The sequence below is a fragment of the Streptomyces sp. TLI_55 genome (assembly GCF_900206255.1).
GTDB lineage: Bacteria > Actinomycetota > Actinomycetes > Streptomycetales > Streptomycetaceae > Streptomyces > Streptomyces aquilus.
Genome location: NZ_OAOJ01000001.1, coordinates 1,232,929 through 1,253,262, shown reverse-complemented (window position 1 = coordinate 1,253,262; position 20,334 = coordinate 1,232,929). Strand labels below are relative to the sequence as shown.

Annotated in this window: 23 protein-coding genes; 8 read left to right on the top strand and 15 right to left on the bottom strand. The window is 72.3% G+C overall.

Annotated features, from left to right (window positions below; all coding sequences use genetic code 11):
* The 6 genes from CRP56_RS05905 to CRP56_RS05880 form a co-directional block, all read right to left on the bottom strand.
* Positions 1-1,086: a type III polyketide synthase gene (locus tag CRP56_RS05905; RefSeq protein ID WP_257041889.1), complete on the bottom strand. Its 1,086-nt coding sequence runs from the start codon at positions 1,084-1,086 to the stop codon at positions 1-3.
* Positions 1,087-1,190: 104 nt separating this feature from the next.
* A complete protein-coding gene (locus CRP56_RS05900) occupies positions 1,191-1,427 on the bottom strand; it encodes a DUF6213 family protein (protein ID WP_059198358.1) in 237 nt (78 codons plus the stop codon).
* Between the two features lie 91 nt (positions 1,428-1,518).
* Positions 1,519-2,904 (bottom strand): NADP-dependent succinic semialdehyde dehydrogenase, encoded by a 1,386-nt coding sequence (locus CRP56_RS05895; RefSeq protein WP_097260965.1) that lies wholly within the window; start codon positions 2,902-2,904, stop codon positions 1,519-1,521.
* 67 nt (positions 2,905-2,971) lie between these two features.
* Complete coding sequence (locus tag CRP56_RS05890; protein ID WP_097260964.1) at positions 2,972-3,433, bottom strand: NUDIX domain-containing protein; 462 nt, start codon at positions 3,431-3,433, stop codon at positions 2,972-2,974.
* Positions 3,430-4,968: an ATP-dependent DNA ligase gene (locus tag CRP56_RS05885; protein ID WP_097260962.1), complete on the bottom strand. Its 1,539-nt coding sequence runs from the start codon at positions 4,966-4,968 to the stop codon at positions 3,430-3,432. The genes CRP56_RS05890 and CRP56_RS05885 overlap by 4 nt, the downstream gene beginning before the upstream one ends.
* A gap of 29 nt (positions 4,969-4,997) precedes the next feature.
* Complete coding sequence (locus tag CRP56_RS05880; protein WP_097260959.1) at positions 4,998-5,927, bottom strand: NAD(P)/FAD-dependent oxidoreductase; 930 nt, start codon at positions 5,925-5,927, stop codon at positions 4,998-5,000.
* A gap of 64 nt (positions 5,928-5,991) precedes the next feature.
* Here CRP56_RS05880 and CRP56_RS05875 point away from each other — a divergent pair, with 64 nt between their 5' ends.
* From CRP56_RS05875 to CRP56_RS05850, 6 genes are all read left to right on the top strand, one after another.
* Positions 5,992-6,573, top strand: a complete 582-nt coding sequence (locus tag CRP56_RS05875; protein WP_097260957.1) for a helix-turn-helix domain-containing protein — start codon at positions 5,992-5,994, stop codon at positions 6,571-6,573.
* 103 nt (positions 6,574-6,676) lie between these two features.
* On the top strand, positions 6,677-7,654 hold the full coding sequence (locus tag CRP56_RS05870; RefSeq protein ID WP_097260955.1) for an NADPH:quinone oxidoreductase family protein: 978 nt from the start codon (positions 6,677-6,679) through the stop codon (positions 7,652-7,654).
* Positions 7,651-8,835: an acyl-CoA dehydrogenase family protein gene (locus CRP56_RS05865; RefSeq protein ID WP_097260953.1), complete on the top strand. Its 1,185-nt coding sequence runs from the start codon at positions 7,651-7,653 to the stop codon at positions 8,833-8,835. Before CRP56_RS05870 ends, CRP56_RS05865 begins: the two co-directional genes overlap by 4 nt.
* Positions 8,832-9,905, top strand: coding sequence for an acyl-CoA dehydrogenase family protein (locus CRP56_RS05860; protein ID WP_097260950.1), 1,074 nt, complete (start codon positions 8,832-8,834; stop codon positions 9,903-9,905). Before CRP56_RS05865 ends, CRP56_RS05860 begins: the two co-directional genes overlap by 4 nt.
* Before the next feature lie 171 nt (positions 9,906-10,076).
* The gene (locus CRP56_RS05855) at positions 10,077-10,934 is read left to right on the top strand and encodes a phosphatidylinositol-specific phospholipase C/glycerophosphodiester phosphodiesterase family protein (protein WP_097260948.1); all 858 of its coding nucleotides are present in this window, start codon (positions 10,077-10,079) and stop codon (positions 10,932-10,934) included.
* Between the two features lie 117 nt (positions 10,935-11,051).
* Complete coding sequence (locus CRP56_RS05850; RefSeq protein WP_097260946.1) at positions 11,052-11,246, top strand: hypothetical protein; 195 nt, start codon at positions 11,052-11,054, stop codon at positions 11,244-11,246.
* Positions 11,247-11,249: 3 nt separating this feature from the next.
* Here the strand turns inward: CRP56_RS05850 and CRP56_RS05845 are convergent, their stop codons facing one another.
* The 4 genes from CRP56_RS05845 to CRP56_RS05830 form a co-directional block, all read right to left on the bottom strand.
* A complete protein-coding gene (locus tag CRP56_RS05845; protein ID WP_097260943.1) occupies positions 11,250-12,491 on the bottom strand; it encodes a phosphodiester glycosidase family protein in 1,242 nt (413 codons plus the stop codon).
* A 78-nt stretch (positions 12,492-12,569) separates the two neighbouring features.
* Entirely contained in the window at positions 12,570-12,929 is a 360-nt protein-coding gene (locus CRP56_RS05840; RefSeq protein ID WP_097260941.1) for a DUF779 domain-containing protein, read from the bottom strand.
* Positions 12,930-13,013: 84 nt separating this feature from the next.
* Positions 13,014-14,324 carry a YhgE/Pip domain-containing protein gene (locus CRP56_RS05835; protein WP_097260938.1) on the bottom strand — a complete coding sequence of 437 codons (1,311 nt, stop codon included), beginning with the start codon at positions 14,322-14,324 and terminating at the stop codon, positions 13,014-13,016.
* A 150-nt stretch (positions 14,325-14,474) separates the two neighbouring features.
* Positions 14,475-15,035 (bottom strand): rhodanese-like domain-containing protein, encoded by a 561-nt coding sequence (locus CRP56_RS05830; RefSeq protein ID WP_097260937.1) that lies wholly within the window; start codon positions 15,033-15,035, stop codon positions 14,475-14,477.
* Positions 15,036-15,108: 73 nt separating this feature from the next.
* Here CRP56_RS05830 and CRP56_RS05825 point away from each other — a divergent pair, with 73 nt between their 5' ends.
* Positions 15,109-15,387, top strand: coding sequence for a metal-sensitive transcriptional regulator (locus tag CRP56_RS05825; protein ID WP_097260934.1), 279 nt, complete (start codon positions 15,109-15,111; stop codon positions 15,385-15,387).
* 24 nt (positions 15,388-15,411) lie between these two features.
* Here the strand turns inward: CRP56_RS05825 and CRP56_RS05820 are convergent, their stop codons facing one another.
* Genes CRP56_RS05820 through CRP56_RS05810 form a run of 3 tightly spaced genes read right to left on the bottom strand, consistent with a single transcriptional unit; the run spans position 15,412 to position 17,889 of the window.
* Positions 15,412-16,155, bottom strand: a complete 744-nt coding sequence (locus CRP56_RS05820; RefSeq protein WP_097260931.1) for a sulfite exporter TauE/SafE family protein — start codon at positions 16,153-16,155, stop codon at positions 15,412-15,414.
* The gene (locus tag CRP56_RS05815) at positions 16,152-16,499 is read right to left on the bottom strand and encodes a rhodanese-like domain-containing protein (RefSeq protein ID WP_097260928.1); all 348 of its coding nucleotides are present in this window, start codon (positions 16,497-16,499) and stop codon (positions 16,152-16,154) included. Before CRP56_RS05815 ends, CRP56_RS05820 begins: the two co-directional genes overlap by 4 nt.
* A gap of 22 nt (positions 16,500-16,521) precedes the next feature.
* Positions 16,522-17,889 carry an MBL fold metallo-hydrolase gene (locus tag CRP56_RS05810; protein ID WP_097260925.1) on the bottom strand — a complete coding sequence of 456 codons (1,368 nt, stop codon included), beginning with the start codon at positions 17,887-17,889 and terminating at the stop codon, positions 16,522-16,524.
* Between the two features lie 203 nt (positions 17,890-18,092).
* Here CRP56_RS05810 and CRP56_RS05805 point away from each other — a divergent pair, with 203 nt between their 5' ends.
* A complete protein-coding gene (locus tag CRP56_RS05805; RefSeq protein ID WP_097260923.1) occupies positions 18,093-18,881 on the top strand; it encodes an SAM-dependent methyltransferase in 789 nt (262 codons plus the stop codon).
* Between the two features lie 29 nt (positions 18,882-18,910).
* Here CRP56_RS05805 and CRP56_RS05800 read toward each other — a convergent pair whose 3' ends face one another.
* Entirely contained in the window at positions 18,911-19,561 is a 651-nt protein-coding gene (locus CRP56_RS05800; protein ID WP_097260921.1) for a CoA transferase subunit B, read from the bottom strand.
* On the bottom strand, positions 19,558-20,313 hold the full coding sequence (locus tag CRP56_RS05795) for a CoA transferase subunit A (RefSeq protein ID WP_097260919.1): 756 nt from the start codon (positions 20,311-20,313) through the stop codon (positions 19,558-19,560). The genes CRP56_RS05800 and CRP56_RS05795 overlap by 4 nt, the downstream gene beginning before the upstream one ends.
* Positions 20,314-20,334 lie beyond the last annotated feature (21 nt).

Here is a 20,334-nt window from a genome sequence, read left to right as displayed (position 1 = left end):
TCAGTCCGTCTCGTCGGTGCGCCGCCAGCGGCCCAGGGACATTTCCGCGGTGATGCCGGGCCCGAACCCGGCGAGCAGCCCGCGCGCCCGGTCGGGTGCCCCGCCCGCGTCGAACAACCGGCGCAGCGCGTCCAGGACGACGGCGCTGGCGATGTTCCCGTACTCGGTGAGCGTGGCCCGGCTGAACCGGAAGGCGTGCGGGTCGACCTGCAGGAACTTGCTGAGGTCGTCGAGGATGCGGGGCCCGCCCGCGTGGACTATGTAGAAGTCCAGGTCGGCGGCGTCCCAGCCGTGCCGTCCGGCGAGCTCCTGGAGCGCCGGCGCGAGCGGCTGCATGGTGGCCGGCACCCGTTTGTCCAGCTGGAAGTGGAAGCCGGTGGCCCGGACGTCGTACATGATCCAGTCCTCGGTCTTGGGGATCAGGTACGAGCCGTTGAGCTCCAGGGCGATGCCCTCACCGCCCTTGCCGCGCACCACGGCGGCCGCGATGCCGTCGCCGAACAGGCCGTTGGACAGCAGGTTCCCGATGCCGAGGTCGGTGGGCTGGTAGCACAGCGAGCAGAACTCGCAGGCCACGATGAGGGCGTTGGCCTGCGGGTAGGCCGTGCAGAAGTCGTGCGCCCGGTTGATCGCCGCCCCGCCGGCCGCACAGCCCAGCTGGGCTATGGGGATCTGCCGGGTGGTGCTGTCGAAGTCCATCTCGTTGATCAGCCAGGCGGTCAGCGACGGCATCATGAAGCCCGTGCAGGAGACATAGATGATGACATCGATGTCGGATGCCAGGACCTCGGCGTCGTCCAGTGCTCGCCGCACCACCGCCGGCACCCTGGCCTTCGCCTCGGCCACATAGACCTTGTTGCGCTCCTCGAAGCCGGGATGCTTGAGGGTCTCCTCGATCGGCTGCACGATGTGCCGTGTGCGGACTCCGGTGTTCTCGATCAGTCGGAGGGCCAGCGGCAGTTGGGGATGGTCCGCGTGCAGGGAGCGCGCCAGCTCCAGCGTCTCCTCCATCGTGATCACGTGCTCTGGAACGGACACCGAGGGTCTGCACAAAGTCGCCATGATCCGTGCCTGCTTTCGCCTCAGAGGGTGGTCCAGTCCACGATCACCCGAGGGGCAGACGACTTCGCGCGGGGTTACTCCGTTTCAGGGATGGGTCGGGTCCCAAACAAGTGCTGACGCAACGACCTTCAGGACGCGCCGCCGCTACTGTGCGCGATGCAGGCCACATCGATGCGATCGGCGAGCTTGGCCAACTCGATGGTCAGGGCCGCCACCGTGTCCTCGTCGAGGCCCTCCTCGCCCGCCTCGACAAGGTGCAGCCATCGCCCCCCGACCGTGCGCAACAACTTGCTCACATCGGCCGCAGCCACCTGCAAGGTGCCCCGGTCGTCGACGATCAGCGGCAGAGTCACTTCACGGTTCACACCCGGGATGTTAGGGCCTGTCCGGCGGATCATGTCGCAGATGCGGGGTTTGGCACGCCGATCCGCCGGACAGGCCCTGGCCGCGCAAGCGTCACGCTCCGTGCCAAACCGTCGTGATGTTGCAGAACTCGCGGATTCCGTGCCCGGACAGCTCACGTCCGTACCCGGACCGCTTCACGCCGCCGAACGGGAACGCCGGATGCGACGCGGTCATCCCGTTGACGTACACGGCACCGGCTTCGAGATCCCGTACAAAACGGTCGACCTCGGCCTCGTCCCGCGTCCACACGTTCGAGCTCAGGCCGAACGGCGAGTCGTTGGCGAGCAGCACCGCCTCGTCGAGGTCGTGCACCCGGTACAGCGTGGCCACCGGCCCGAAGGCCTCCTCGCGGTGGATGCGCATCTCGCGGGTGATGTCGGTGAGGACGGTCGGCCGGTAGTACCAGCCGTCGCCCTCGGGCCGCTCACCGCCGCAGAGCACCCGCGCGCCGCTGCGCGTCGCGTCGTCGACGAGTTCCTCCAGGTCCGCGCGTCCCTGCTCGGTGGCGAGCGGGCCGACGTCGGTGGCCTCGTCCATCGGGTCGCCGACCTTCAGCGTCTGCATGCCCCGCACGAACTTCTCGGCGAAGGCGTCGTACACGTCGGCGTGCACGATGAAGCGCTTGGCGGCGATGCACGACTGCCCGTTGTTCTGCACCCGTGCCGTCACGGCGATCTCGGCCGCCCGGTCGATGTCCGCGGACGGCATCACGACGTACGGGTCGCTGCCGCCGAGTTCCAGGACCGTCTTCTTCACCATGTCACCGCAGGTCGCGGCGACCGAGCGGCCCGCGGGCTCACTGCCGGTGAGGGTGGCCGCCTTGACGCGCTCGTCGCGCAGGATCTCCTCGACCGCGCCGGAGCCGATGAGCAGGGTCTGGAAGGTCCCCTCCGTATAGCCCGCCTGGTGGAACAGGTCCTCCAGGAACAGGGCGGTCTGGGGGACGTTCGAGGCGTGCTTGAGCAGGCCGACGTTGCCCGCCATCAGCGCGGGCGCGGCGAACCGGATGACCTGCCAGAGCGGGAAGTTCCACGGCATCACCGCGAGCACCGGGCCCAGCGGGCGGTAGCGCACGAGGGCCCGGGAGGCGCCGGAGTCCTTCACGTCGGCGTCGGCGGGCTCCTCGTCGGCCAGCAGCGACTCGGCGTGCTCGGCGTACCAGCGCATCGCCTTGGCGCACTTGGCGGCCTCGGCGCGGGCCTGCTTGACGGGCTTGCCCATCTCGGTGGTCATGACCCGGCCGATGTCCTGCTGCATGCCGTCGAGCAGCTCCGCCGCCCGGTGCAGCAGCCTGGCGCGTTCGGCGAACGGCGTCGTCCGGTAGGTGCGGAAGGTGGCCTCCGCGAGCTGGAGCCGGCGCTCGATCTCCTCGGCGCCCATGGCCTCGTACGTCTTGAGCGTCTCGCCGTTCGCCGGGTTCACCGTCGCGATGGGCATGACCGACCTCCTGGGGGAGCGGACCTGTGTTTCGACCTTCCCGCGCGGCGGGCCCCGCCGCAACGTGTCAGGGCGAGTGCTCCGCCAGCCGGTCGAGAAACGTGGCCTGTGCCGTGACGATCACCTCGCGGGCGCGCTCCACGGGAAACCAGGCCACGCGGTCCAGCTCCGGGAACTCCTGCTGCCGTCCCGACTTCGGCGGCCACTCCATCCGGAACGTGCCCGGGACGACGGTCGCGGGGTCGAGGTCGGCCTCGATCGCCCAGACGGTGACGATCTTGCCGCCCGACTGCCTGACCTCGCCCAGGGGCACGGCGTCCCCGTCCGGCGGCGCCAGCCCGAGCTCCTCCTGGAACTCACGCCGGGCGGCCTCCCAGGCCGGCTCCTCTTCGGGCACGTACTCGCCCTTGGGGACGGTCCACGCCCCGGCGCCCCGGCGGGCGAAGAACGGGCCGCCCATGTGGCCCAGGAGCACCTCGACCCCGGCCTCGGTGCGCCGGAACAGCAGCAGACCGGCGCTCGTCCTCACGGCTTCACCTCGGGATGCGCGGCCAGCAACGTCTCCACGGTGTCCGCCTCCTCCAGGCGCTTGTCCTCGCGGTAGCGGACCACGCGGGCGAAACGCAGGGTGACGCCGGCCGGGTAGCGGGTGGACCGCTGCAGACCGTCGTAGGCGATCTCCACGACGAGCTCCGGGCGTACGGTCACCACGTGGCCGTCGGTGCCGGTGGCCAGTTCCTGGAGCCGCTCGGTCTGCCAGGTCAGCATCGCGTCGGTCATGCCCTTGAAGGTCTTGCCGAGCATCGCGTACGAGCCGTCCCCCTGCCGCGCCCCCAGGTGCAGGTTGGAGAGCTTGCCGGTGCGGCGGCCGTGGCCCCACTCGGCGGCCAGGACGACCAGGTCGAGCGTGTGGACGGGCTTGACCTTCAGCCAGGACGCGCCGCGGCGGCCCGCGCTGTAGGGGGCGTCGAGGGACTTCACCACCACGCCCTCGTGGCCGCGCTCCAGCGTCTCGGCGAGGAAGGACTCCGCCGCGCCGACGTCGTCCGGGCCGGACACCAGCGTCCGGCGCACCCGCATCGGCTCGGGGACGAGCCGGGCCAATTCCGTGTGCCGCTGCGCGAAGGGCAGGTCCAGGAGGTCGTCGCCGTCGACCGACAGGGCGTCGAAGAACACGGGGGAGACGGGGACCTGTTCGGCCGCCGTGGCCACGTCCACGCGGGAGCCGACCCGGCCCGCCGTCTCCTGGAAGGAGCGGGGCCGCCCGGCCGCGTCGAAGGAGATGACCTCGCCGTCGAGGATGAAGCGGTCGCCTCTCAACTCGTGCGCCGCGGCGGTCAGTTCGGGGAGGCGGTCGGTGATGTCGTCGAGGGTGCGGGTGTAGACGCGGACGGTGTCGCCGTCGCGGTGCACCTGGACGCGGATGCCGTCGAGCTTCTCCTCGACCGCGCACGCGCCGAGCTTCTCGACCGCCTCGGCCACGGACGTGGCGCTGTGCGCCAGCATCGGCAGCACCGGGCGGCCGACGGTGAGACGGAAGCGGTCGAGGGCCTCGGGGCCGTCCGCGAGCAATGCCTCGGCGACGGTCTGGAGGGACCCGGCGAGCATGACCGCGCGGCGGACGTCGGCGGGCGGGGTCTGCGTCGCCTGGGCGAGGCCCTCGGTGGCGACGGCGTCCAGGGCGCCCTGGCGCACCTCGCCGCTGAGCAGGCCGAGGAGGAAGCGTTGTTCCGGCTCGGTGGCCGCGCTCATCAACTCGCCGACGAGTCTGGCGCGTTCGGCTTGGGAGCCGGTGCCCGACACCTTGCCGAGTTGACTCAGGAGCGCGTCCACCGCGCGGACGGTGAGGCTCGGCTCCGCGGCCGGAGCGACCGGGTGGCTCAGCACCTTCCAGCCGACGCCGAGCCGGCCCTGTGGCAGTCGTCCCGCGAGGTACGGGATGACGATCGGCACGTCGTCGGGCTCCGTCTCCCGGAACAGCTCCGCGAGCAGCGCGGTCTTCTTCGACCGTGCCGAGGTCGCGGCGACCTCCTGGGACACCTGGGCCAGCCGGGCAAGAAGCATGCAGCAATCGTGCACCGGAGGTGGCGGGTCTACACCTGGACGGCCGAGTCGAGGTCGGCCATCAGCAGCTCCCCGTTGATCGTGGCCCCGGCCCGGTAGCCGCCCGCCGCCGCGTTGATCACCTGCTCTCCGAAGCCCATCGCGTTGCCCACCGCCCACACGCCGGGAACGGTCGTCTGTCCCGTCGCGTCGACCACGGGGTACGCGCCGAACGGGGTCTCGTTCAGCTCGGCGCCGAGCTGTTCCAGCAGCCCGTTCTGCGGGACCGCGCGCGGCGCGACGAAGAGCGCCTCACGCGCGTGCACCGAGCCGTCCGTAAGGTGTACGCCCGTCAGGCGGTCGGCCTCGATCCGCAGGCCCGCGACCTCGCCCGGCACCACCTTCACGCCCGCCGTCGCGAGTCTGCGCAGGTCGTCGTCCGACAGGTCGGACTCCGCGACCGTGTGCAGGAAGAAGGTCACGTCCTTCGACCACTGGGACACCATCAGCGCCTGGTGCACGCTCAGCGGGGTCGTCGCGAGGACGCCGAAGGCCTGGTCGCGGACCTCCCAGCCGTGGCAGTACGGGCAGTGCAGGACGTCCTTGCCGAAGCGCTCGGCGACGCCGGGGACGGTGGGGAGCTCGTCCTTGAGGCCGGTGGCGACGACGAGGCGGCGGGCCCGGAGCGTGCGGCCGCTCTCCAGGGTCACGGCGAAGCCCTCGGCCACCTCGACCACCCGGTCCTGGACCAGCTCGACGCCGTACCGGGCGATCTCCTCGCGGCCGGTCGCCAGGAACTCGGCCGGGGACATGCCGTCCCGGGTCAGATAGCCCTGCAGGTGGGCGGAGGGCGCGTTGCGGGGCTCGCCCGCGTCGACGACCAGGGTCCGGCGCCTCGCGCGGCCCAGGACCAGCGCCGCGGAGAGGCCGGCCGCGCCGCCACCGATCACGATCACTTCGTATGCGTGGGTGTCAGTCATGCCGCCACGGTCGCGCTGCCGGTGCGGGATTGACAAACGTCTTTGCCGATTCTGCAATACGGGCATGAGTACCGAAGAAGTAGAGGGCGTTCTCGCCGACGTGGGGCCGCGGCTGCGGCGGATCCGTAAAGAGCGCGAGGTGACGCTCTCCGCGCTGTCCGAGGTGACCGGCATCTCCGTCAGCACCCTGTCCCGGCTGGAGTCGGGGCTGCGCAAGCCCAGCCTGGAGCTGCTGCTGCCGATCGCGCAGGCGCACCAGGTGCCGCTGGACGAGCTGGTCGGGACGCCGCCGGTGGGCGATCCGCGGGTGCGGGCCACGCCGCTGGTGCGGCACGGGCGGACCTACTGGCCGCTGACCCGGCAACCGGGCGGCCTCCAGGCGTACAAGGTGCTGGTGCCGCAGCGGAACGAGGAACCCGAGCTGCGTACCCATGAGGGCTACGAGTGGCTGTACGTGCTGGCGGGGCGGCTGCGGGTCGTTCTCGGCGAACACGACGTGGTGATGAGCGCGGGGGAGGCCGCCGAGTTCGACACGCGGGTGCCGCACTGGTTCGGGTCCACGGGGGAGGGGCCGGCGGAGTTCCTGAGTCTGTTCGGGCCGCAGGGCGAGCGAATGCACGTACGGGCGAAGCCGAAGCGGGCGTGAAGCCGCGGCGGCCGTGACGGACGCTACTGTTCCCTGAACGGCAAGCGACCGCTTAGTATGCGACTACCCCAGGTCGTACGACGTAGTCGCGTGGAGGCATCGCATGCAGGCATGGCAAGTGCACGAGAACGGTGAGCCGGGTGAGGTGATGCGGCTCGCGGACGTCGAGACACCGACGCCCGGCGACGGCCAGGTCCTGCTGAAGGTGCGTGCCGCGAACATCAACTTCCCGGACGTGCTGATGTGCCGCGGCCACTACCAGGTCAGGCCGCCGCTGCCGTTCACGCCGGGCGTGGAGATCTGCGGCGAGACCGAGGACGGCCGCCGGGTGCTCGCCAACCCCGCGCTGCCGTACGGCGGTTTCGCCGAGTACGCCGTCGCGGACGCCGCCGCTCTGCTGCCCGCGCCCGAGTCGCTGGACGACGCCGAGGCCGCCGCGCTGCACATCGGCTACCAGACGGGCTGGTTCGGTCTGCACCGGCGGGCCGGCATCGAGGCCGGTGAGACGCTGCTCGTGCACGCCGCCGCCGGCGGGGTCGGCAGCGCCGCCGTGCAGCTCGGCAAGGCGGCCGGCGCCACCGTCATCGGTGTCGTCGGCGGAGCCGACAAGGCCGCCGTGGCCCGGGAGTTGGGCTGCGACGTCGTGATCGACCGGCGTGCGCAGGACGTCGTCGCCGCGGTCAAGGAGGCCACCGGCGGGCGGGGCGCCGACGTGATCTACGACCCGGTCGGCGGTGACGCCTACACCCAGTCCACGAAGGTCGTCGCCTTCGAGGGGCGGATCGTGGTCGTCGGCTTCGCGAGCGGGACCATCCCCAGCCCCGGCCTCAACCACGCCCTGGTGAAGAACTACTCGATCCTCGGTCTGCACTGGGGCCTGTACAGCACCAAGAACCCCAAGCTGGTCCAGCGCTGCCATGAGCAGCTCACCGAACTCGCCGCCCGCGGCGCCATCAAGCCGCTGGTCAGCGAGCGAGTGCCGCTGACGGAGGCCGCCGCCGCGGTGCAGCGCGTCGGCGACGGGGTGACCACCGGCCGGGTCGCCGTCGTCCCCGCCCTCGGCAAGGGAGCCGCCGCATGACCGACGCAGCCGAACTCAAGCGCCGCACCGCGGAGTTGCTGGCCGCCCAGCCGCCCGCCACGACCGACCGCCTGGACTTCCTGCGGGCCCGCTTCGACGCCGGTCTCGCGTGGGTGCACTACCCCGAGGGCCTCGGCGGCCTCGGCGCGGCACGCTCCCTCCAGGCCGTCGTGGACGCCGAGCTGGAGGCCGCGGGCGCCCCCGACAACGACCCCCGGCGCAACGGCATCGGCCTCGGCATGGCCGCGCCGACCATCCTCAAGTACGGCACCGAGGAGCAGAAGCAGCGCTATCTGCGCCCCCTGTGGACCGGCGAGGAGGTCTGGTGCCAGCTCTTCAGCGAGCCCGGCGCCGGCTCCGACCTGGCCGGCCTCGGCACCCGGGCCGTCCGTGAGGGCGACGGCGACTGGGTGGTCAACGGGCAGAAGGTGTGGACGTCGAGCGCGCACAACGCCCGCTGGGCCATCCTCATCGCCCGCACCGACCCGGACGTGCCCAAGCACGCGGGCATCACGTACTTCCTGTGCGACATGACCGACCCGGGCGTGGACGTCCGGCCGCTGCGCCAGATCACCGGCGAGGCCGAGTTCAACGAGGTCTTCCTCACCGACGTCCGCGTCCCCGACTCCCGCCGCCTCGGCGCGGTCGGCGACGGCTGGAAGGTCGCGCAGACCACCCTCAACAACGAGCGCGTCGCCATCGGCGGCATGCGGCTGCCCCGCGAGGGCGGCATGATCGGCCCGGTCTCGAAGACCTGGCGCGAACGCCCCGAACTGCGCACCCACGACCTGCACCAGCGGCTGCTCAAGCTCTGGGTCGAGGCCGAGGTCGCCCGCCTCACCGGCGAACGCCTGCGCCAGCAGCTCGCCCTGGGCCAGCCCGGCCCCGAGGGCGCCGGCATGAAGCTCGCCTTCGCCCGCCTCAACCAGGAGATCAGCGGCCTGGAGGTCGAACTCCGCGGCGAGGAAGGCCTGTTGTACGACGACTGGACCATGCGCCGGCCCGAGCTGGTGGACTTCGTCGGCCGCGACGCCGGCTACCGCTACCTCCGCTCCAAGGGCAACAGCATCGAGGGCGGGACCAGCGAGGTCCTGCTGAACATCGTCGCCGAGCGCGTCCTGGGCCTGCCGTCCGAGCCGCGCACCGACAAGGACGTCGCATGGAAGGACCTGGCCCGATGAGCGACCTGCTGTACTCCGAGGAGGAAGAGGCGCTCCGGTCCGCCGTACGGGACCTGCTCGCCGACCACTGCGACGCCCCCGGCGTCATCGCCCGCACCGAGTCGGACGCCCCGCACGACCTCGCCGCCTGGAAGGCGCTCACCGACGGCATGGGCCTCGCCGGCCTGCTGGTGCCGGAAGCGCAGGGCGGCCAGGGCGCCACGCATCGCGAAGTCGCCGTGGTGCTGGAGGAGTTGGGGCGCGCGGTGGCTCCCGTCCCGTATCTCACCAGCGCGGTCGTCGCCACCGAGGCCCTGCTGGAGCTCGGGGACGAGGCCCTGCTCGCCGAGCTGGCGGCGGGGCGGAGGATCGGCGCCCTCGCCGTCGCCCTGAACATCGCCGCGGGCGGCGCCTACAAGGTCGTACGCCATGAAGGCGGGGCCCTGCACGGGGAGTTGACCGGTGTCGCGGATGCCGCGGTCGCCGATGTGCTGCTCGTGCCCGCGGACGACGGCGGACTGTACGCGGTCGACGCCGCCGACGCGACCGTCACCCCGCAGGTCTCCTTCGACCTGACCCGGCCGCTCGCGACCGTCACGCTGGAAGGGGCGCCCGGCAGGCTCCTCGGCGACGCCGAGCCCGCCGTACGCCGCGCCCTGCGCGCCGGTGCCGGGCTGCTCGCCTCCGAGCAACTGGGCGCTGCCGACTGGCTGTTGACCGAGACCGTGCGCTACCTCAAGGAGCGCAAGCAGTTCAACCGTCCCGTCGGCGGCTTCCAGGCGCTCAAGCACCGGCTCGCGCAGCTGTGGCTGGAGGTCGTCAACCTCCGGGCCGCCGCCCGCAACGCCGCCGACGCGCTCACCACCGGGACGGACGCCGACGTGGCGGTCGCCGTCGCCCAGGCCTACGCGGCGCCCGTCGCGGTGCACGCCGCGGAGGAGGCGCTCCAGCTGCACGCCGGTATCGGCATGACGTGGGAGCACCCGATCCACCTGTACCTCAAGCGGGCCAAGGCCGACGCGCTCGCGTACGGCACGGCGGGTGTCCACCGCGAGGCCCTGGCCGAACTCGTGGACCTGCAAGCCCCCTGACGTTCACCGAACAAAGCCCGCCCCACCTGGGGCGGGCTTTTTCGTGCGCCCTTCGCGGGGGTGATGAACAGACGGCGGCACTCCGGCCAACTCCTCTCACGGCCATGCCCATCGGCGTGCCTGCGACCGCATACTCGCCCATGTCTCGTACCGCCCCGAACGGAGGCAGACATGGCCCTCACCACCCGTCGCAGAGCCCTCACCACCCTCGGCGCCGCCCTCGCGGGCGCGGTGGCCAAGCCCGCCACGCAGGCCCTCGCGGGCGAACAGAAGCACCGGCCGCGGCCGTTGTGGCGCGCTCACGCCCACAACGACTACGAGCATCCCCGGCCGCTCTTCGACGCCCTGGACCACCGCTTCGGCAGCGTCGAGGCCGACATCTTCCTCGTCGGCGACCAGCTCCTCATCGGCCACACCGTGGACGACCTCGATCCGAGCCGCACCCTGGAGTCCCTGTACCTCGACCCGCTGTCGCGGATCGTCAAGGCCAACCACGGCTCCGTGTACCGGGGTTGGCGCAGGCCGGTGCAGCTGCTCATCGACATCAAGACCGAGGGCTCGTCGACGTATCTGGAGCTGGACCGCCATCTCCAGCGGTACAAGCACCTGTTCACCACCTACGCCCACGGCAAGGTGTTCCCCGGCCCGGTCACCGCCGTCATCTCCGGTGACCGCGCGGCCCGTACGCCCCTGGAGACGCAGACCGTCCGGCGTGCCTTCTACGACGGCCGCCTCACCGACCTCGGCTCCTCGGCGCCCGCCTCCTTCATCTCGTTGATCAGCGACAACTGGACGCTCAACTTCACCTGGCAGGGCGTCGGCGCCTTCCCCGAGGCCGAGCGGCAGAAGCTGCACGGCATCGTCGACACCGCCCACGCGCGCGGCCAGCAGGTGCGCTTCTGGGCCACCCCGGACGTGGCGGGACCCGCCCGCGACGCGCTGTGGGGCGAGTTGCTCGCCGCCGGCGTCGACTACCTCAACACCGACGACCTGGCGGGCCTCGAGGCCTTCCTCGACGCCCGTCGATAGGCGGCGAAACCACACGTTCGGCGGACAGGTCAGCCGCCCGGACGAACCCTCCGCTACGCCACACTTGCGGCCGAACGCCGTGAACCGGACGGGACGGCGTGGCGGAGGAGGTTGGCGATGGCGATTTCCATCTCAGTGGTGCTGCTGCTCCTGATCCTGGCGGTGATCTTCCTGCGCAACGGCGGGCTGAAGATCTCCCACGCCCTGGTGTGCGCGCTGCTCGGATTCTTCCTGGCCGGTACGAGCATCGCGCCCACCATCAGCAGCGGCCTGACGGCCACCGCGGACATCGTCAGCAGCCTCAGACCCTGAGCCTCAGCCGGTCGAGAAGACCCCGATGCCGTTCGGGACGGGGCGTTCCGCGCCGCCCGTGGGGTGGTTGCGCACCGTCACGGCGGTCGCGCCGGGGTCGCGGGCGACCAGCGTGGACGAGCCGCCGCCGTCCAGACTGAAGCCGTCGACGGCGCCCAACCCCCGCAGGGTGTCCGCCACTTCGGCGATCGTCAGCCCGGTGCGGTACTCCGGCGCCCCGTCCACCGCGAGCAGCAGCAGGCGCCGGCCGCCGTCCGAGACGCCCACGGCGGTCCGCACGGCCGAGGTGGTGGCGTCCAGACCGGGCAGCGGGACCCCGCCCCTCAGGACCGGGAAGCCGCCGACGGCGAAGCGGTACGGGACCCGGCTCGTGGTCGCCACGAGGCGGTGCCGTACCCGTACCGGTTCGCCCACGGACAGCTTGCGCAGTTGCTGCGCGCCCTCCTCCCGGCCGACGAGGACGGTGGTCCCTTCGTCGAGGGGACCGCTGCCCGGGGTGTCGGCCGTCGCCGTGACCCGGCCGTGGCGGATCGTCACCTCGTAGGTGTCCGTGCTGCACGGGGCGGCCCGGTCGGTGTCCGTGCCGCAGGTGGCGCGCAGCCGGGAGACGCTGCCCCAGGCGCTGGTGTAGGCGCCGATCGAACCCACCGGCAGCGCGTACTGGTTGAACCCGCCCAGCGGCAGCTTCGCGCCCCAGCCGCGCACGGTACCGCCCAGGGTCAGGCCGCCGAGCCGGACCCGTCGGTCGACCCCCATGCCGAGCACGTCCCGCGTGGAGGTCCCGGGCGGCAGCGCGGGCCCGAACCGCTGCCCGTCCGGCACCGCCGCCTTCAGGGCGCGTCCGCTCGCGATCGCCGGTCCCACGCTCGCCCCGGTCGCCGCCACGCCGGGATGCTGGGTCTCGGTGATGTTGAAGAAGTCGCCGTTGACCCCCGCCACCGCGCCCTGGGCGTCGGCCAGTTGGGACACCGGTGCCCGCGCGGCCACCGCCCCCGGATACAGCAGGTCGAGCCGGACCCTCGGATCGCGCAGGTCGGCCCGGATCACATGGATGCGCGTCGGGCCCTTGGCCGCCTGGACGTCGTACTGCTGGTAGCTGACACCCGACGCGACCTGTACGGCCGCGGCCCGCACGGCACCGGCCGGTGCCGCCCCCGTCAGGGCCGCACCGGCCAGCGCGCCGAATCCAATGAGAAACGTCAGTGCCCGTCTGCCCGCACGGAACCTTGTTCGACGATGCGTCACAGTCCCCCCTGAGGTCCCGTCAACTCTCCCAGGACCCAGGAGGGGCGCACCAGACGGCGACGGCCGTCCGGGGGGTGACTAGGGGGCGACCAGGCGTGAACGGATCAGGAACCGTACGCCCTCGGGCGCCTCCAGGGAGAAGCCGCTGCCGCGGCCCTCGACGACGTCCACGATGAGGCGGGTGTGGCTCCAGGCCGCGTACTGGCTGCGTGACATCCAGAACGTCACCGGTTCCGCGACGCCCTCGACCTCCAGCTCCGCGAGCAGCACGTCCGAGCCGCCGGTGCGGAACTCGCCCTCGGGATAGCACATCGGGGCGCTGCCGTCGCAGCAGCCGCCGGACTGGTGGAACATCAGCGGGCCGTGCGCCGCGCGCAGTCTGCGCAGCAGGTCGGCGGCGGCGGGGGTGAGTTCGACGCGCGGGATCTCCTCATCCATACGACCCAGCGCAGCACACGGGAGGTTGCGACAAGGTTGCAGACCCCGCCCTGCGCGGCACGATGACGACCTCGCTCACCGAGCTCAAGCGGGCTGCGGTGTCAGGCGTTTGTGGCCCCTGCGGTCGTAGTAGAGGGTCATCGCGTAGCCGAACAGCAGCCCCACCGCGGTGCCGATCGCGATCATCAGCCAGGAGCGGCTCAGGCCGGCGTCCCCGCGCGCGTCGAAGTAGAGGATCGCGCGGACGCCGTCGCTGAGCTGGCGCATGGGCTCGAAGTGGGACAGGAAGCGGTAGAAGCCGGGGACCGCCTGGAGCGGGACGGTGGCGCCCGAGGACGGCAGGCCCAGGACGATGAACACGAACATGGAGACCAGTTGGCCGATGCCGCCGAACGCGGCGTTGATGGCCTGCACGCCGATGCCGACGGCCAGCGACGCGCAGTACGAGAAGATCCACAGCAGCGGCAGATGGGTCGCGTCCATGCCGAGGAGCGTGACGCAGGCCAGCATCACCAGGGACACGGTGATGAGGGTGATGCCCGCGGTCATCGCCATCTTCAGCAGCAGCGTCTGGGTGCGGCTGATGGGCACCGTGGGCAGCCGGGTGTGCCAGGGGCCGATCTCGTTGTCGGCGTAGCCGAGCGAGGTGTCGACGCCGTTGCTGATGACGTTGGCGCCCATGAAGCCGGCCAGCACCAGCAGCAGCGTGTAGTAGAACGCGGTCAGCCCGAGCCCGCTGTGGGTGCCGACGGGATGGCCGACCTGGGTGGCGACGGCCACGGGGTCGGCGAGGAGCAGCTTGTCCGTGGCGGTGGCCCGTGGCGCCGCCTGGACCAGCTGTTCGCCGATGGTCTGCGAGGCCTGGTGCGCCGCCTGGGTGTTGATCTGACTGGCGAGGGACGAACCGAGGCTGCCCTTGCCGGGGTTGGTGAGCACGGTGATCGTCGGGCGTTCGGCGGCGTCGGTGGTGGTGAGCGCGGCGACCGAGTCCGTGAAGTCGGCCGGGATGACGAGCGCGCCGTAGACCTTGCCGGAGTCCAGCTCGTCCTTGGCCTCGGCCGGGCTCAGCCGCCGCCACTCGGCCTTGTCGTTCGACGTGTCGGCGAGGATCGACCGGGTGATCTGCGTGCCCAGGTTCTGCCGCTGGCCGGGGAGCGGCTTGCCGGTGTCGCCGTTGACCAGGGCGATCGGCAGGTTCTTGAGCTCGCCCTGCGGGTTGACGATGCCGCCCATGTAGAGGAGGGACAGCAGCAGGGCGAGCAGTCCGCTCAGGACGGTGGGGACGATCCAGAGCTTGGGGCGCCGTAGCAGGCCGGCGGCACGGGCCTGGGGAGCGGCGGGGGCGGGGTCCGGGGGATCGGCCGGGCCGGGGGCCTTGGGGTCTGCGTCGGTCATGGCTCTCCGTCGGGTCGCGGCGACGCGGGGCCCCTCACGGGGACGGTGTCCTTGTGAAGGGCGTGTCCTTCATAGGTACGCGACCACGGGCCCGCCCGCACCCAGACGGCGAGGGGCGGGGGACCGGAATCACCCCGCCCCTCCGGCGGCTCACCCGGCCAGGCGCAGCAGTGTCTCCTCGAAGGGCACGGCGTCCGCGCCCGGCCGGTTGTGCGGAAGCCGGGCCAGGAGCATCGCCATGCCGCACGTGTTGGTGACGGCGGAGAAGACCAGCCCGGCGCCGACCAGCCCGGACAGCCAGTGCGCGGGCCGCCGGGCCAGCCCGGCGGCGAAGCCCGCCACCACCAGCGAACCGGCGGCGAGCCGCACCTGCCGGTCCATCGGCCACGGCGTACGGGCCCCCGCCCGGCGCTCGACCGGGTGGCCGGCCGTGATCCAGGCGCCGGTGCCACCTTCCAGGGAAAGCGCCTCGATGCCGAGCGCGGCGAGCCGGTCGCAGCCCTTGGCGGAGCGGGCCCCGGAGGCGCACACGATCAGCAGCGGTCCGCGCGCGGCGGCCTTCTGGAGCGCGCTCGCGGCCTCGTCGAGCCGGTCCAGCGGGATGTTGTACGCGCCGGGGACATGGCCGCCGGCGAACTCGGCGGGCGTGCGCACGTCGACGACGGTGAACTCGGCGAGTCGGGCGGGGGCCACGGTGACGGGGGTGGTCATGGAACAGAACCCTTCGATGAGGTGTTGTCCCGCACGGGTAGGATACCCACGGGGGTATAGAGGAGGAGAAAACGTGCAACTCGACATGTCCGCCGAGGAGCTGAAGTCGGCGCTCAACCGGCTGCGCCGCGCTCAGGGCCAGCTGGCCGGAGTCATCCGCATGATCGAGGAGGGGCGGGACTGCGAGGACGTCGTCACCCAGCTCGCCGCGGTCTCCCGGGCTCTCGACCGGGCGGGGTTCTCGATCATCGCGACCGGCCTGGAGCAGTGCATGACCAGCGAGGACCCCGAGGTGCGCGACTCCGCGCAGATGCGCTCCCGGCTGGAGAAGCTCTTTCTCTCGCTGGCCTGACGTCAGAACGGCGCCGGCCGGTGATCACCACGCGACCGTGACGGCCATGGCCGCGGCGATCGTCAGGAGTACGGCCCCGAAGGCCCGCTGAAGCGCCGCGGGGGACACCTTCGCGGCCAGCCGTCTGCCGTCCCACGCCCCCAGGACGGCGGTCGCCAGGAACGGCATGATCAGCGCCCAGTCCAGCTGGACGGCCGACTGCGCCCGGGCCATGAGCGCCACCATCGCGTTGGCGACGATGACCAGCAGACTCGTCCCCACCGCCGCGCTCATCGGCACCGCCAGCACCGTCACCAGCGCTGGTACGGCGAGAAAGCCGCCGCCGACCCCGAGGAACCCGGTCACCGTCCCGAGCCCGGCCCCGGCAGCCGCCGCGCGGCCGGTCGACACGGTTCCGGTTCCCCGTGGCGTACGACGACGCAGCATGCGTACGGCGGCCAGGGCGGCCAGCGCCGCGAACATCAGCGTCAGCAGGGCCTCCGGGAGCCGCGCGGCGAGAGCGCCGGCCACGGCGGCGGGCAGCAGACCGGCCGCCGCGAACAGCAGCCCGGCCCGCCAGCGCACCGCCCCGGCCCGGGCATGGGCCACCAGAGCGGTGACCGACGTGACGATCACGATGACCAGGCTGCCCGTGGCCGCGGCGGCGGGGCTGAAGCCGAGCAGGTAGATCAGTGCCGGGACGGTCAGGATGCTCCCGCCCGCCCCCAGCGCGCCCAGTGCGAGTCCGACCAGGCCGCCCGCGATCAGGGCCAGGACGAGCGCCGTCATATGACGGCCCCGGCGGACCCGTGGACGCCCTCGACGGGGAGGCCCTGGGCGGCCCAGTCCCGCATGCCGCCCCGCACGTCGACGGCCGGTACGCCACGGGCGGCGAGCAGGGCCGCGGCCCGCTGGGAACGGGTGCCCGAGCGGCAGATCAGCACCAGCGGGCCGGTGTCGGGGAGGTCCGCGGTCACGATCCGGGAGAGGGGGACATGCCGGGCGCCGGGCACATGACCGGCCCGGAACTCGTCCGTCTCGCGGACGTCGATCAGGACGGCCCCGGCGTCGCGGAGCAGACGGTGCGCCTCGGTGGTGGTGACACGGGCGGTGCCGTGGGAGTCGTACCTCATGTGTGTTCCCTGATCCCGCGCGTCAGTCGGTGGTGCGGAGCGTGAGGCCCGCCTCGGCGGCCCCCGCGTAGCCGTCGTCCACGGCCACCACCTCGCGGCCGGCCGCGTCGAGCACGGACGCGGCGATGGCGGCGCGCATGCCGCCCGCGCAGTGCACCCACACCGTGCCCTCGGGCACCTCGTCCAGACGGTGGTGGAGCTGGTGGACGGGGAGGTGGACGCTGCCCTCGATCCAGCCGCCCGCGCGCTCGCCGTGCCGGCGCACGTCGACGACCACCACGTCCTCGCCGCGCTCGTGGGCGGCGGCCAGGTCGGCGAACGTGGCCCGGCGGAAGGCGGCGGGCGCGGTCCCGTCGGCGACCCAGTCGGTGGGGGTGCCGACGGACGCGGCGGCCGGGCGGTCGATGCCGACCCGGGTCAGTTCCCGCTGGGCGCGGGCCAGGTCCTCGGCGCTCTCCGCGAGCAGGGTCACCGGCTTGCCCCACGGGATCATCCAGGCGAGATACGTGGCCAGCTGTCCGTCGACCTCGAAGTTGAACGCCCCGGCGACATGCCCGGCGGCGAAGGCGACCCGGCCGCGCAGGTCCACGACCCACTCGCCGGCCGCGAGCCGCCGGCCGATCTCCTCGGCGTCGGCGCGGCGCGGCGCCGTCAGGTCCACGGGAGCGGGGCCGCCGGTGTTGGCCGGGCCCATGTGGGCGTAGTAGGCGGGTATGTCGTCGAGCCCGGCCAGCAGCTCCTTGACGAAGGTGTCCACGTCCTGGAGGAGCCCCGGGTTGGAGGCCTTCTCGCCGCCGATCGTGCCGCCCTCGCCACCCGCTGCGGAGGAGGAGCAGAAGCTGCCGAAGCCGTGCGTGGGCAGGACGGTGACCTCGTCGGCCAGCTCCGCGGCGAGCCGGTGCACGGAGGCGTGCTGGGCCCGGGCCAGCCGTTCGGTCAACCGGGGTTCGACCAGGTCGGGGCGGCCCACGCCGCCGATCAGCAGCGAACCGCCGGTGAAGGCGGCCACCGCGTGCCCCGCCTCCTGGAGGACGTACGAGGTGTGGTGCGGGGTGTGTCCGGGCGTGGCCACCGCCCGCAGCGTCAGGTCCCCGTCGACCGGCTCCTGGTCCCCGTCGGCGACCGGGACGCGGGCGTACGCCACCTCGGCGCCGGCGGGCACCAGGTAGCGGGCGCCGGTCAGGCGGGCCAGCTCCAGGCCGCCGGTGACGTAGTCGTTGTGCACATGGGTCTCGGCGACGGCCACGATCCGCACCCCGCGTCGTGCCGCTCGGGCGAGGACGCGGTCGATGTCGCGGGGTGGGTCCACGGCCACCGCGGTCCGGGCGCCGCCCGCCAGGTAGCTGCGGTTGCCCAGCCCTTCGGTCTCCAGGGTGTCGACAAAGAACACGGACTTCTCCTTCGTGGAAATTACCCCCGGGGGTATCTGTCCCTCAAGGTAACAGATACCCCTGGGGGTATTTATCCGGCGATCGGAGGAGTGCGTGGGGAGGGGGCCGGGCCGTTGGGCGAACTCCGGCAGCCCGCGCCGAAGTTGATGTGTGAAACTGTCGTCGGTCGATCACGCATGCCGATCATCAAGGGGAGTGCAACGTGACGCAGGACGGCACCGTCGGGGAGATCGACACCACCAGGCCGCACCCCGCCCGGATCTACGACTATCTGCTGGGCGGCAAGGACCACTACGAGGTCGACGAGGAGGCCGGGGAGCGGCTCGTCTCCGTCGCGCCCGAGGCACGGGTCAGCGTGCGGGCCAACCGGGACTTCCTGCGGCGGGCCGTGCGGTACGTCGTCGGCGAGGGCGTCCGGCAGATCCTCGACATCGGCACCGGGCTGCCCACCTCGCCGAACGTGCACGAGATCGCCCACGAGGCGGCGGCCGACGTGCGCGTGGCCTACGTCGACAACGATCCGATCGTGAAGCGGCACGCCGACGCGCTGCTCAGCCGCACGGGGGAGACGAGCATCGTCCTCGCCGACCTGCGCGATCCGCGGAGCGTCGTGGACCATCCCGAGGTGCGGCGGATCATCGACTTCGACGAGCCGGTCGCCCTGCTGCTCGTGGCGATCCTGCACTTCGTGACCGACGCGGAGAAGCCGGCCGAGATCGTCTCCACCCTGCGCGACGCGCTCCCGGACGGCAGCTTCCTCGTCCTCTCGCACGCCACCGGGGACCTCTTCGAGCGCAGTGACGCGCAGGCCGTCTACAACAACGCGACGGCCAGCATGAACCTGCGCAGCCACGCCGAGGTGGAGCGCCTCTTCGACGGCTTCGACCTTGTCGACCCCGGACTGACCCAGGTCCCGTTCTGGCGCCCCGACGGCCCGCTGCCGGACGAGGCCGCCTCGATCGGGTTCTACGGGGGCGTCGGCCGGAAGTAGCAAGCGCGGTGCGTCGGGATCCTGGAGGGCTACACGGCCGCGTGACGACCGGGTGGCGCCACCGGGGCGTCCGTCCGTTCGGCGATGTCCTCCGCGGTGACGCCCGGCGCGCATTCCACGAGGGCGAGGCCGGTCGGCGTGACGTCGAGGACGCCCAGGTCGGTGATGATGCGCTGCACACAGCGCTCCCCGGTGAGCGGCAGCGTGCACTCTTCGACGATCTTCGGGCTGCCGTCCTTGGCGGTGTGCTCCATGAGGACGATGACGCGGCGGGCGCCGTGGACGAGGTCCATCGCGCCGCCCATGCCCTTGACCATCTTGCCGGGGATCATCCAGTTGGCGAGGTCGCCGTGTGCGGAGACCTGCATGGCGCCGAGGACGGCGGTGTCGAGGTGGCCGCCGCGGATCATGCCGAAGGAGAGGGCCGAGTCGAAGAACGACGCCCCCGGCAGCACGGTGACGGTCTCCTTGCCCGCGTTGATGAGATCGGGGTCGACCTCGGCCTCCGTGGGGTAGGGGCCGGTGCCGAGGATGCCGTTCTCGGAGTGCAGGACGACGTGGACGCCGGGCGGGAGATGGCCGGGGATCAGGGTGGGCAGGCCGATGCCGAGGTTGACGTAGGAGCCGTCGGTGAGTTCGGCGGCGGCGCGGGCGGCCATCTGGTCGCGGGTCCAGCTCATGCTCGTACCGTCCTCTTCTCCACGTGCTTGTCGGCGGCCTGACGAGCCGTCAACTCGACCACCCGCTGGACGAAGACACCGGGGACGTGCACCTCGTCGGGGCTCAACTCGCCCGGTTCCACGAGCTCTTCGACCTCGGCGACCGTGATCCGGCCCGCCATGGCGGCGAGCGGGTTGAAGTTCGCGGCGGATCTGCGGAACACCAGGTTTCCGTGGCGGTCGCCGCGCCAGGCCCGTACGAGGGCGAAGTCGGTGGTGATGCCGTGCTCCAGGACGTGCGGGCGGCCCTGGAAGGTGCGGATCTCCTTCGCGGGGGACGTGACGGCCACCGAGCCGTCGGCCGCGTGGCGCCAGGGCAGGCCGCCGCTCGCGACTTGGGTGCCGACGCCCGCGGGCGTGTAGAACGCGGGGATGCCCGCGCCGCCGGCCCGCAGCCGCTCGGCCAGCGTGCCCTGCGGCACCAGCTCCACCTCCAGTTCGCCGGACAGGTACTGGCGGGCGAACTCCTTGTTCTCGCCGACGTACGAGCCTGTCACGCGGGCGATCCGGCCGGCGGCCAGCAGGACGCCGAGGCCGCGGCCGTCCACGCCGCAGTTGTTCGAGACGACCTCCAGGCCGCGGGCGCCCTGGGCGTGCAGGGCCTGGATGAGCACCTCGGGGACGCCGCTGAGGCCGAAGCCGCCGACGGCCAGCGACGCGCCGTCGGGGATGTCGGCGACCGCCTCGGCGGCGCTCGCGCTGACCTTGTCCATGGGATCTTTCCGATCGTGCGG